Origin of the sequence: Desulfosudis oleivorans Hxd3, from assembly GCF_000018405.1 — a bacterium.
Classification (GTDB): Bacteria; Desulfobacterota; Desulfobacteria; order Desulfobacterales; family Desulfosudaceae; genus Desulfosudis; species Desulfosudis oleivorans.
Genome location: NC_009943.1, coordinates 1,346,451 through 1,359,395 on the forward strand (window position 1 = coordinate 1,346,451; position 12,945 = coordinate 1,359,395).

A 12,945-nucleotide genomic window follows, 5' to 3' on the forward strand; every position below is an offset into this window, starting at 1 on the left:
ACAGGCTTCCTTTTGTTTAATTGATCAGCGATGCCGCCGGTGTATATTCATAATCAAATGCCTGGGCCACGCCGGGAAATGTGACCTTTCCGTCGATAACGTTTGCGCCCAGGGCGATTTCCGGGTTCTCCCGCATGGCCCGCTGCCACCCTTTGTCCGCAAGCTCCAGGGCGTAGGGCAGGGTGGCGTTGGTCAGGGCCAGAGTGGAGGTTCGGGGCACGGCCCCGGGCATGTTGGCCACGCAGTAATGGATCACCTGCTCTTCGACAAAGACGGGATCAGTGTGGGTGGTGGGCCGGGAGGTTTCAAAGCAGCCGCCCTGGTCGATGGCCACATCCACCATCACGGCCCCCTTTTTCATGGTCTTTAGCATCTCTCTGGTCACCAGCCGGGGGGCCCGGGCACCGGCCAGCAGCACGGCCCCGATCACCACGTCGGCGGTCTGAATCCGTTCCCGAATGACGGCCGGGGTGGACATCAGGAGAAAACAGTTTTTCGGCATCACGTCGGAAAGATAACGGAGCCGGCCCAGGTCCGCGTCCAGCAGAATCACCCTTGCGCCAAGGCCGCAGGCCATCTTGGCGGCATTGATGCCCACCACGCCGCCGCCGATGACCAGTACATTGCCGGGCTCCACGCCGGGCACCCCGCCCAGCAGCACGCCCAGACCGCCGTTTGACATCTCAAGAAGTTTGGCGGCTTCCTGGACGGCCATGCGGCCGGCCACCTCGCTCATGGGGGTGAGCAGGGGAAGGGAGCCGTCCTTTTTCTGAATGGTTTCATAGGCGATGCACACGGCCCCGGTTTTGATTAGGGCGTCGGTCAGGGCGCGGTCGGCGGCCAGGTGCAGAAAGGTAAACAGGATCTGCCCTTTTCTCAGAAGGCCGTATTCAGAGGGTTGGGGCTCTTTTACATGCATGACCATGTCGGACCGGGCGAAAACATCCGCGGCCGTATCGATTATTCGTGCCCCGGCCTTGCGGTAAAGGTCGTCGTCAAACCCGCTGCCGGCCCCGGCCCGAGTCTCTACAAGGATTTCGTGGCCCCGGGCCGTCATCATCTCCACGCCGGCCGGTGTCATGGCCACCCGGTGCTCTTCTGTTTTTATCTCCTTTAAAATACCGATGATCATGTGTCTTTGGTCTTTCGAATGGTGGTTTGTGTTTTTCCGGTGCCGGCCGGGCTTTATTTTTCCTTTTTGCCGGTGGTGGCCACATGGTCGGTCAGCAGCTCGATCAGAAGCCGGCCGGTATCGTATGCCGCTTCAAGTGATATGTCTTTGGGGTTGGCAAACCATTGCAGCTCCGTGCCTTCGTGCATGGCGACGATCATGGAGGCATAGGTTTTTTTCGTGGCGGCCGGAAGCTTCTTAAAGACCTCCAGCCCGTCGATAAATTCGGTGATCTCTTTTCGGAACCGGCGAAAAGTGTTGGCAATAGTGGCCCGGACTTTGGGGTTTCTGCGCGACTCCACCAGGCATTCCAGAAAAAACCCGGTAAAGTCGTCGTTGATCATGCTGTCGCTGAAAAGATAGTGAATGGCATACCGGAACTGCTCATCGGGGTCTTTGCACGCCTTCATGTCGTCTTTAAAATGTTGAATAATGAGGTCAGCGTAAATCGTGACCATCTCTTCGATCATCTCGTCACGGTCGGCAAAATAGTGGTGCAGCACGCTGGGCTGCACCCCGGCCTCTTTGGCGACTTTACGGATGGAGGCTCCGGCAAACCCCTCTTTGACAACGCATCGGTAAAAGGCAGCGATAATTTCACTGCGCCGGGCATTTGCAAGACTTTTTCTTCCCATGAAGGTCCCCTTGTTTGATTGTTCGGTCACATGACCAAAATATTAACACACCCGCGGACCGTGTCAAGAAAAATTTTATGGCAACTGACAAAGTTATTCGAATCGAAATCGGGATCGAAACCGAAAAGATATTTTTCCCCATTGCGAGGAGCGAAAGCGACGAAGCAGTCTCCTTCGCAAACCTTTGTCCTACCCCGCCCACCGGCCTGCCGGCTCAATCGACCGTTTGCTTTTTAACACGAAGGGCACGAAGGATAAGAAGAACACAAAGAAAAAGACACATACCGCATTTTCGTTTAAGAAATAAACGCCCGGGGAGGTATTAAAGCTTCTCTATTGGTGCTGATCGAATATTTCTTCAAATACGGGGGCAATATCCCTGAAGGTGTTGAGGAGTGCCGGATCAAAATGTTCCGGCATGGTCCTTCCGTCACCCTCGGTGATAATCCTGACCGTCTTTTGATGATCAAAGGCCGGCTTGTAGGGCCTTTGACTCCGCAGCGCGTCATATTGATCGACGAGCATGACGATTCTTCCTTCCATTGGCGTCTCTTTTGCTTTGAGCCCTCTTGGATAACCCCCGCCGTCCCATCGTTCATGATGCGTAAAGGCGATGGCGGCAGCCATCTGAATATCGGGATAGGTCGAGCCTGAGAGGATTCTGTTTCCGATTGCGGAATGTGTCTTCATGATCTCAAATTCATTTTGCGTAAGAGGCCCAGGCTTTAAGAGTATGCTGTCCGGAATCCCGATTTTTCCGATGTCATGCAATGCGCTCGCAAAGGTTATCCGCTCAACAAAGTCCGACGGCATATCCATCGCCGCTGCAAGCTTGCCGGCGTAGAACCCGATCCTCGATATATGGTCGCCGGTCTCAATATCGCGGAATTCCGCGGCCGCTGTCAGCCGCAGCACCATCTCGTTGCTCATATTTTTAAGGTCTTTGGTTCTTTCCCGAACCTCCTCTTCAAGGGTCTGATTATGCCTGAGCATAAAATTCTCAAAAGCTTTGATCTTGAGAAGGTTCTGAACCCGGATGATTAATTCGGAGTGATCAATGGGTTTGGAAAGAAAATCATTTGCAGAGACAGAGAGACCTTTTAATTTTGATTCTCTATCGTGAAGCGCCGTCACCATAATAATCGGTATATTCTCTGTTCCCTTATCTGTTTTTAAAATTTTGCAGGCCTCGTAACCATCCATGACCGGCATCATGATATCCATTATGATCAGGTCAGGCATGCCGTCTTTTGCCTTACGCACCGCCTCTTTCCCGTTTGCGGCAAGTTCAAAATCATAGCCCAGCGGAACGAGCCACTGGGTGAGCAGTCTGAGATTGCTCTCCTCATCGTCCACAAGCAATATTTTTTCATTCGGCATTTGAGGCACCCTGTAACCTTTTTTCAGAACACGCATTGACGTGTTCTTTTTCATCTGTCCAGAACCTCCCTTATTTTTAACAAAAGGTCTTTCGGCCGGAACGGTTTGTGGATCAAGTCAAAACCCGTCTCCACCAATTCTTTGTACGTGATATTCTCCATGGCATATCCGCTTACAAAGAGCACCTTCATCCGGGGGTCGACCTTTATAATCACCTCCCGGACCTCTTTCCCGCTTTTCTTGGGCATGATCATATCCAGCAAAACCAGGTTGATACGTTCCCTGTTCTCCATGAATTTTGTGATCGCGTCTTCCCCGTCGACTGCGAGGATAACACTGTAACCAAAGGACTCCAGTATGGTCCTGGCCAACTTTCTCAGGGAAGCCTCATCCTCGGCAACCAGGACGGTCTCATTTCCACCCATAACAGAGGCGGCGGGATCCGCCTTTTTATCCTCGGTTGCTGTTTCTTTGCTGAGAGGCAGGAATATTTTAAAAACCGTGCCGTGTCCCGGTTCGCTATAGACTCTTATGAATCCATCGTGCTGTTCTATTATTCCGTAAGAAATGGCAAGGCCAAGCCCGGTCCCTTCACCAACGCCCTTTGTGGTAAAAAAGGGCTCAAATATCTTCTTCCGGATTTCAGCATCCATTCCCTTTCCTGTATCGGTAACCGTGATAAAAGCATACTTGCCGGGCTTTCCATATCCATAGGCGGCAACAAATTCCTCATCTATTTCTTCCAGCCCGGTGCTGATCGTCAGCCGCCCACCCTCCGGCATTGCATCCCTGGCGTTTGAGGCAAGGTTTATCAGCACCTGTTCCATCTCACCGACGTCGGCCAGAATTATCAATGGCCTGCCCGTAAGGTCTAACCTAAATTCGATACTTTCTCTGATAATCCGGACAAGCAGTTTCTTTAAATCAAAGATAAGCGCATTGATATTAACGGACTTTATTTCAACAGGTTTTTTTTCTGCTGAAGACAAGCAGCCTTCTGGTGAGATCCGCGGCCCTGTCGGCAGCAGTGAGCACCTCATTCATATCTTCTCTTGCAGGATTTTCGGTGTCCAACGTGTCCAGGACCATAACGCCATACCCCATGATCACGTTAAGAATATTATTGAAATCATGGGCAATCCCACCTGCCAGCGTACCGATTGCCTCCATCTTCTGGGAATGCCGAAGTTGGGCCTCAAGCTTTTGACGTTCGGTGATGTCAATATTTATACCCCTAAATCCAAGAAGAGCTCCCCTGCTGTCCAAAATCGGCAAACCGCTTGTTTCCAGAAAAACGATACCGCCATCCTTGTGCACGTATGAATTGACATAGTTGGCAAACGAGTTTTTTGAGGCAAAGGACGTTAAGAGTTCTTCCTTTGTTTGTTCTTTTTTGTCGGCAGGAAAGAAATCATAAAAATATTTTTTCCCGACTATCTCTTCAGGCGTGTAGCCCAGCATTTCCTCGGCCACCTGACTCGTATAGGTAAATAGGCCGTCACCATCGACTTCCCATATCCATTCTTTAGTGTTTTCAGCGACCTGCCTGAAACGTTCCTCGCTTTTCCTCAGCGACTCTTCCCACTGCTTGCGCTCGGTCATGTCCCGGATCACGCCGACGAGAAACTTTTTCCCGGCCGGGTCGACGTAACGGGTTTTTCGTGTGACGATCGTGCGAGCCTCTCCGCTGGACAAGTTGGTAAGAAATTCTTCATTCACATTTTCCTTGCCGGTATCCAGAACAATGTCATCCATCCTCCGGAAGACCTCGACCTCTTTTTCAGGAAACATATCATCGCCATTCTCCCCGATGAGACTCTCTCGCGGACGGCCGACAATCGCGCACAATGCCTCATTGACAAGCACAAAGCGCCGTTTGTCATCCTTGACGAAGGCAGGGTCCGCGATCGTGTTGATGATGTTGTCGAGAAAGGCTCTCGCTGCCGCCTCCGCCTGCTTGCGTTCGGTGATGTCCCGGATATTGCATTGGACCAAATCCGCCTTGTCAACCATATAAATGTCGCTGTATAAAACTTGCCCGGTCTTCTTTTGTATCGGCATATCTTTGTAATGCATAATGCCGTCCTGCTCCAGGGCCTGCAATAATTCCTGAACAGTTCCAAGATTATCTGGGAAACCGATATCCTCTAAGCGCTTTCCGAGGAGCTCTTGATTGGAATAACCCGACATCAACGTCATAGCCGGATTGGCCTGGACGATATGTCCCTGGCTTTTTTCGAGAAGTAATATTCCGTCGTTGGCGGTCTCAAAAAGGCGCCTGTAGCGCTTTTCAGAATCCGCCAGTAAGGTTTCCAATTGCCTTCGCTCGGTAATATCCTCTATGGCCAGGAGGATGATCCGCTCTTTGCCCCACGCACGTTCAATCTGCCGGGCATTTAAAAGCATGATGCGCCTGCCGATGTCCGCAAAATCGTGTTCAACCTCATAGTCATCAAAGGTTGTTTTTTGTGGAAGGATGGTTTCCAGCAGATCCCGCAGCCTGGGGATATCCCACTGTTGATTGCCCAGGTCATAAATCAGCTGCCCCACCGTCTCCTCAGGGTTTACCTTAAAGGCTTTATAGAAGGAGCGGGTGGCGGAGACCACCCTTAAATCATGATCCAGAACGATTAAGGGCTCACGCACGGTGTTGATGATGCTCTCGGCGTATTCGCGGGCTTCATCCGCGGGTGGTGTATTTGTTTCCACGTTCTTTTTCGCCTTTTCTTTAATCATTTTCTTCCGCCTCAAACAGTATTATTTTCTTTTTTTCTGTTTTGTATCGGTTGATGATCCTTGAATGACTGAATTTTTACAGGATTCATCTTATCCCAAACGGATAATTCCCGGCGAAAAACGAATGTAACAGCACACCGCAATAAATTAGTACAAGCATCATGCCAGAAGTTGAAAATCGGGGTTATTGACTTAATTAATTGGTTTTTTTATTGAATAGGACTTGGGAAATGTGGATTGAGATGTGTCGAAACAAGAAAAAAAGGTCATATATAACCTTTGGGTTATAATATGACCTTTTTTATATGACTCTCACCGATCTAAAAATTTTATGAACTATCCGGGTTAGCCCTTGTATGCCAAGGGTTTGCTGTATTCAACCCTGTCCTTTCCAGCGGCCTTGGCCCTGTAAAGGGCTTCATCCACCATGGAGATCAGCGTGTCAATCGAAACACCGGTCTGGACATAAGCCGTGACGCCGATGGATACGGTGATCCGCAGGTTCCTGTCGATTTCAGGAAAAGAGAGTTGCCGCGTGGCCGACAGCAGGCGCTCCACACAGGCGGGGTTGCAGTCATTGCAGTCACTGCTCACAAAAATAACAAAGAACTCCTCGCCTCCGTAACGGCCCAGATAATCCTCTGTCCGAATGTTCATTCGGATCGTTCGGGCAAACGCTTTTAAAACCGTATCCCCGGCCTGATGCCCGTATATATCATTGACGTTTTTAAAATCATCAAGGTCCAGGATGCAGAGGGTAAACGGTGATCCGGCGCGGTCTGAAAACGATTTTTCCCGTTTTAGGATTTCAAGAATTTCCCGCCGGTTGTAAACATTGGTCAGGGGGTCGCGCGTTGCCAGCAGCTTGACCTTTTGCCTTAACCTGAAAACATAGGTGGATATGTATGAGACCCACAGCAAGGCGATAAACAGGATCATGGTACGGATAATTTCCGTCATCACGTCAATCGATTCGGGATGGTTTCGATAAAGCAGCATCATGGAAAAAACATACAGCGTGACCGCCATGGCGACGAGGGCGAGAAAGGCGCGAAACCGCAACTGGAAAATACCGTACATAAACATCAGAATATAGATCGTGATGATACTGCCCCGGATGTTCGGACCGGTGAAGTAAGCCATCACCGCGGCCCAGCAGATGGCGACGGACAATTGAAAGACGGTCAGGCTGGGGTCTTTGAATTTACGGTTTGCCCCTGAATAAATCATGAAAAAAATGCCGGTATAGATTACCAGCAGGGACAGAAACAGCAGAAAAATACCATTCAGTGTAATATGATTGGTCGCCCCCCCGGAATGACAGATCAGGGTGGCAAGGAAGATAACAAAATACCCGGAAAGCGCTAAAAATGCTCTTCGCATCCGCAGCGCCTGACCCGAATCGTTTTTTGGTATAAAACTAATCATTTTAAAAGATAAGAAGTTGTTTTTAAGGCCGATATCCATATCAAGGCTGTTCTTGTGTGTCAACTTTTTTTCTTATACGCTATTCAGGTTTTCCCGTAATCAGGTTTCGATTCCGATTGTCCGTTATTTATGATAAGTGAGTGGCAGGCCATTCATCTTTTTTATAGACATGGAAAGGCATCAATATGATCTGGACCTTAAAGAAAGCGTACTACCGCATATTTCAATTCTGCATGGGGTTGGGGATGAAGGTGATGCCCTGGATCGAGCCGACGGTGATCGAGGGGCCGGGCTGCATCGGAAAACTGCCTGCCGCTATCAAAGAGAAGGGCTTTACCCGGGTGCTGGTGGTCACGGACGCCGTACTGATGGGCCTGAACATGCTGGATGCGCTGTTCGATGCATTGAAGGCGGCCGGCATTCAATACGCGCTTTATGACCAGGTCCAGCCCAATCCCACGATTGAGAATATTGAGGCGGCCCTCAAGGTTTATAAGGACAATAACTGCCAGGCCATTATCGCGTTCGGTGGCGGCTCGCCCATGGACTGCGCCAAGGCCACCGGCGCCCGGGTGGCCCGCCCGAACCGATCGGTAGCCAAAATGAGGGGCCTGTTCAAGGTCATCATGCCTGCCTTTAAAATGGGGTCTCTGATACCGCCCGTGCTTTTCGCCGTGCCCACAACCGCGGGGACCGGATCTGAAACCACCATAGCGGCGGTGGTGTCGGACCCGGCCACCCACGAAAAGTATCCGATTACCGACCCTTCGATCCGGCCGCGATACGCGGTGCTGGACCCGATGCTGACCGTGGGCCTGCCGCCGCACATCACCGCCACCACCGGCATGGATGCCCTGACCCACGCGGTGGAGTCGTACATCGGCAAGTTTTATAACAGCCGGGACACGCGGCAGAAGGCGGTACTGGCGGTGGAAATAATCTTCAAGAACATTGAAAATGCGTATCAGAACGGACAGGACGTTGAAGCAAGGGGCCAGATGCTGCGGGCCGCGTATTACGGCGGATATACCTTTACCCGGGGCGGGGTGGGCAACATTCATTGCATCGGCCACAACCTGGGCGGCATGTACGGTGTGCCCCATGGCCTGGCCATGCCGGTGATCATGCCCCATGTGCTGGAGTGGTATGGAGCGGTGGCGCACAAACCACTTTCCGAACTGGCTGATGTTGCCGGGGTGTCCAAACCCGGCATGGACCGGCCTCAGAAAGCCAATGCCTTTATTCAGGCCATTAAGGATTTGAACACGCGGATGAACATTCCTGACAGGCTTGACTGTATCAGGGATGAAGATATTCCGATCATTGCCGAACGCGCGTTAATGGAGTGCAACCCGACCTACCCGGTTCCAAAGATCATGAGCAAGGCGGACTGCATGGCGGTTATCAGGCAGCTCAAGGCGTAGCCCGGATATTTCATGAAACATCCGGGTTCATTATTGTCCAAAAACAGTTTTAATCTTGGCAGGACATATCTCCGGTTGTTTATCGAAATCGCTATCGGTATCGGTATCGAAATCGAATTGTCTTTACGGCAGTGCCCTCAAAGAGTATTTCCCATTCAACCCGTGCAACAGACGGGCTATGCCATTTATAGGCGGTATTTCGTCCCTATGACCAGCGCATCTTAAACACAGTGGCGGGGGCACCGAGCCATGACCGCTCGATGATTTCAGACTTAACCTCTTTTTTGATCACCAGTTCTATTGTTCTTTCTATCCACCCCATGCCCACAAGGTACCATTCTTCAAAATCAGGATCAAAATCGGTTATCGTGATGATAATCTCATTGTCCGATACCATCTTCTTTTCAATAGTGATGGAATCATATACATTTTTAACAATTTGCTGAAAAGCGCCCAGCGCCGACTCAGCATCCTTTTTATTGAGAACCGTTTTGTAAATGGTGGTCATCGTTGTCTCACCGGCCATTCTTCCCCATTCCCGCAGAACGTCGGGCTTTTTTCCGGCATTCACCTGGCACACGGCTTTAAAACAGTTTTTATAGGTTTCAAACGGGTACCATTTGGATGCCAGAACCAGCGTTGAGATATTTTTTTTGTCTTCGTCCGTAAGCAGTTTTTCACAGGCCCCTGTCTTGTCCGCCTTGATTGCCTTGACAAAGGTCACCAACATACTTCCCTTGACCTGGCTCACCTTGACCTTGCTCATAGAAATCGCCTTTCCATTAAAGAAACAATTTTTTCAGACATTCGGTATTGAATTATCATCATACTATTATCGGCACAACCCAGCCAGAATATTTTATGGAATTTTTCAACAGGGATGGATATCCATCTTCCAGCCAAATCAACCCGTGAAATATTCGGGTTAGTTTTTACTGACGGCCACCTCCATAAAGAAGATTCTGTTTTTTCTAATTAGAAGAAGCTTTTAGCTCGGTTTTCATATTATAGCCTCAAAATTACCATATAAGGTAAGTTCTGCTATTTGGTAAAAGATTCTTTGTTATTTGGCAGTATTGTTTTGGCCTAAAAATCAACACTCTGAAATATATATATAAATATTCTGGCACGATTAATGCCATATAAAGAATGATAAAATAAAAGTCAGGCTTCATTAAAAGGAGGGCCTAGAATGAAAAATTTAACCGTTTTTATTTTGGCTATTTTAACAGTTATCTCTTTTTCCCTGTCGATGCCGGGGTATTCCCATGCATTGGCCCCGCCCCCGCCTGAACCCGGTCCCGTTACTCCCCCGCCTGTTGGAAACGGAATAACCCAGGTGGATACAATGTACGGTGATGTTAAAGGTTTTATTGCCGATGAAGGTGTCGTTGCTTTTCTCGGGATTCCCTATGCAAAACCGCCTGTTGGCGAGCTGAGATTTGCCCCTCCGGTGGCCCCTGAATCCTGGGGAAATATGCTTGAGGCAATGGATTTCGGGCCAGCCTGTCCGCAGCAGGAAATCGAACCAAGCGACATAATGAACTCGAATATCGATGAAGACTGCCTCACCCTGAATGTATGGACGCCTTCTGTAGATGATCAGGAGAGGGCCGTCATGTTCTGGATCCATGGCGGTGGTTATTTATGGGAGAGTTCGGGCGATAAGCTTTACTGTGGTGCCCGTTTGGCGGCACGCGAGAATGTCGTGGTCGTCAGTGTGGAGTATCGGCTCGGTGCCTTTGGTTTCAGTTATTTTGATGACGTTCCGGGCAGCGGCAACGCCGGATTGCTGGACCAGGTTCTGGCGCTTCGCTGGGTTCAGGACAATATTGTAGCCTTTGGCGGAAACCCTGACAATGTAACCATCTTTGGGGAGTCAGCCGGGAGTTACAGCGTTAGCGCGCTTCTTGGCATGCCGGCTGCCGAAGGCCTGTTTCATAAAGCGATCGGCCAGAGCGGTGGGAGTTCAACATTCCGCCAGAAAGACTATGCCCGCCGTTCAACAGAGCTGCTCTATCAATATGCGGGTGTCAACACCCTGGCAGAACTGCGCCAGCTCAGCTGGCAGGAGGTGATGGCTGCACAGGAGCAGGTGATGGATACAACACTTCTGCCGGAAAACATATATGCCGGGGTTGTCGACGGCACGGTCTTTCCGGAGCCGCCCCTGCATGCCATTGCCAGAGGTCAATCATCAAACATTCCCCTGATGGTGGGAACCACCCGGGACGAGGGACGGTGGTGGATGGTGGAAAATGCACTGCTGGCCCTTCCGGTTGCAACGCCACTGGCAACAATGACCGCATTCCCCTATTTTGAAAGGTCTATCCCTGACAATAAAACAGCGGCAGAGGGGATTTTCCTGTACTATCTTAACTATCCTGAACTTGCTGCCTCACCGAATCTTGTGTCTCTGGCCATGATGACGGATGCTTTTCTGCGTATTCCAACACTCAGGCAGGCTGAAGCACAAGTCGCGTATCAGCCCGGAAACGTTTTTGTCTACCGGTTTGACTGGAATCCGCCCTGCCCCGAGTACCCATTTCTGAACCTCGGCGCGCCGCACGGCGCAGAGCTGGCTTTTGTCACGGGATACCCCGAAGGCTGGCCCGAAGTTTACGGGGACGATGGTATTCCAACCGGCCTTCAGAGCCAGATGATGGATGCCTGGGCGTCGTTTGCCAAAACAGGAAATCCCAACCACGCAAACATGCCGGCATGGCGCCCTTATAATACCAGTGACCGCCCGACCATGCTTTTTAATGCAAGAGGCAATGACGCAACCAGCCGGCTGAAGAATGATCCGGACGGTTCAACACGGGCATTCTGGGATGCCCAGCCCTTTGATGGTATGAGTCCTCCCCTGTTGCCTGAGGATCTGTCCGGGTCGGGATTTATCTTTTGAGGCCTTTAGAAAAAAAGACAGCCCTGCATAAAAACGCAAAGAGATAATCCAACGAATAAGGAGGAAACGTAGAATGAAAACAACTAGAAGGTTGATTTATGGTCTGGTTTGCATCGTCGCATGTTCCATGATTTTTTTTGGCTGTAAAGTAGCTGACACAAAGGTGGTCGTTTCAGATGCTTTTACCAGCAACTGGGACGGCAGCGGTGCCGACCCCGGTGAAATCCTGCCCAATGTTACTGCGTTTTATCTGCCTGCTAAGGAATACAGAGGGTTGGTAGGATATCTTACAGCACAAAGGATCAGTGATGTCACCGTACGTTTTAAAATAGAGGATCCTCGTGATAACAGCTGGATACAGATCGGGCCGGACCTGACTACAAACAGTGATGGTATAGCCAAACTCAACCACCTGCGAAACTATATACCGGCTGATATTCTTGATCTGGCGCCCGTTGAGCTTCGGCTCATGGCCCAGGTAGAGTGCGATGACGGCTGGTCTGAAGACAAGCAAGGGGTTCTGAATATTCTCAGCAATGACACCAGCGCTAATCCGGATGTTCTATTTACCGATCATGACAACACCATTCACGCCACCGGCGGAGCCAATACGATTTTAGATTATATTGATTTTGTGAATATGTTTGGCTATGACTGGCCCTACGTGGATCGCTATGTAAAAGATATCCTCCCCGATATTCTTGACCGTGCGGATGTGGTCATTATTACCGGCCAGCCTGAAAGTGTCAGGCCACTGACCCGTGACCAGATGGTTCAGCATTTCTCCCCGGATGGAACAAGAACGGTTCCGATTATTGTTAAAGCGGATATGAACTGCGCCGAGAGTTCAGATTACAAAGCCGCTACAATCACCATTTTACGCAATCTCTATGGCGCGGAACACTGCCTGGCAATGGTGGGCGACACAGCAAGCGAAGACGGGTATGGCGCTCTGGCCTCCGGCGTTGAATATATCCCATTTCAGATCATGAAATTGCTTCAAGACAGTCTTGCAATAGGCGGCGGTTTTGCTCCCGTTGACCCCGATGACATTGCCTGGGACTGGCGGGATGTTTACAGCCGTATATTCTGATCCAGAAAAAGACAGAGAGATTGATCATGAATGCCGGAAGGAGAATAAAATATTATGTATGCGCATTCGCCGTGCTTGTTATGGTGGCCGGTACAATATACTGGAGGCCGGCCGCCTCTCCTGAATTAACGGCCGCCAGAGACGTCTCCCCGGCTGAATCTGCCGGCGAC

General features: G+C 50.3%; 10 protein-coding genes. 3 read left to right on the forward strand and 7 right to left on the reverse strand.

Annotated elements, in window-relative coordinates; genetic code table 11:
• Nucleotides 1–16: 16 nt before the first annotated feature.
• The 6 genes from ald to DOLE_RS17125 all read right to left on the reverse strand — a co-directional run bounded on the left by ald (nucleotide 17) and on the right by DOLE_RS17125 (nucleotide 7,305).
• Nucleotides 17–1,132: an alanine dehydrogenase gene (ald, locus tag DOLE_RS05810; RefSeq protein WP_012174559.1), complete on the reverse strand. Its 1,116-nt coding sequence runs from the start codon at nucleotides 1,130–1,132 to the stop codon at nucleotides 17–19.
• Nucleotides 1,133–1,185: 53 nt separating this feature from the next.
• A complete protein-coding gene (locus DOLE_RS05815; RefSeq protein ID WP_012174560.1) occupies nucleotides 1,186–1,806 on the reverse strand; it encodes a TetR/AcrR family transcriptional regulator in 621 nt (206 codons plus the stop codon).
• Nucleotides 1,807–2,139: 333 nt separating this feature from the next.
• Nucleotides 2,140–3,240: a response regulator gene (locus tag DOLE_RS05820; RefSeq protein WP_232362729.1), complete on the reverse strand. Its 1,101-nt coding sequence runs from the start codon at nucleotides 3,238–3,240 to the stop codon at nucleotides 2,140–2,142.
• The gene (locus DOLE_RS05825; RefSeq protein ID WP_167320847.1) at nucleotides 3,237–4,175 is read right to left on the reverse strand and encodes an ATP-binding protein; all 939 of its coding nucleotides are present in this window, start codon (nucleotides 4,173–4,175) and stop codon (nucleotides 3,237–3,239) included. Before DOLE_RS05825 ends, DOLE_RS05820 begins: the two co-directional genes overlap by 4 nt.
• Nucleotides 4,147–5,922 carry a PAS domain S-box protein gene (locus DOLE_RS17120; RefSeq protein WP_052294257.1) on the reverse strand — a complete coding sequence of 592 codons (1,776 nt, stop codon included), beginning with the start codon at nucleotides 5,920–5,922 and terminating at the stop codon, nucleotides 4,147–4,149. Before DOLE_RS17120 ends, DOLE_RS05825 begins: the two co-directional genes overlap by 29 nt.
• A gap of 345 nt (nucleotides 5,923–6,267) precedes the next feature.
• On the reverse strand, nucleotides 6,268–7,305 hold the full coding sequence (locus DOLE_RS17125; protein ID WP_012174562.1) for a GGDEF domain-containing protein: 1,038 nt from the start codon (nucleotides 7,303–7,305) through the stop codon (nucleotides 6,268–6,270).
• 230 nt (nucleotides 7,306–7,535) lie between these two features.
• On the opposite strand from DOLE_RS17125, the gene DOLE_RS05840 reads away from it, so the two are divergent.
• Nucleotides 7,536–8,774 carry an iron-containing alcohol dehydrogenase gene (locus DOLE_RS05840; RefSeq protein ID WP_041280383.1) on the forward strand — a complete coding sequence of 413 codons (1,239 nt, stop codon included), beginning with the start codon at nucleotides 7,536–7,538 and terminating at the stop codon, nucleotides 8,772–8,774.
• A gap of 205 nt (nucleotides 8,775–8,979) precedes the next feature.
• Here the strand turns inward: DOLE_RS05840 and DOLE_RS05845 are convergent, their stop codons facing one another.
• Entirely contained in the window at nucleotides 8,980–9,540 is a 561-nt protein-coding gene (locus DOLE_RS05845) for a hypothetical protein (RefSeq protein WP_041280384.1), read from the reverse strand.
• A 426-nt stretch (nucleotides 9,541–9,966) separates the two neighbouring features.
• Between DOLE_RS05845 and DOLE_RS05850 the strand changes: the two genes are divergently transcribed.
• Entirely contained in the window at nucleotides 9,967–11,682 is a 1,716-nt protein-coding gene (locus DOLE_RS05850) for a carboxylesterase/lipase family protein (RefSeq protein ID WP_041280385.1), read from the forward strand.
• A 73-nt stretch (nucleotides 11,683–11,755) separates the two neighbouring features.
• On the forward strand, nucleotides 11,756–12,775 hold the full coding sequence (locus DOLE_RS05855; RefSeq protein ID WP_012174566.1) for a hypothetical protein: 1,020 nt from the start codon (nucleotides 11,756–11,758) through the stop codon (nucleotides 12,773–12,775).
• Nucleotides 12,776–12,945 lie beyond the last annotated feature (170 nt).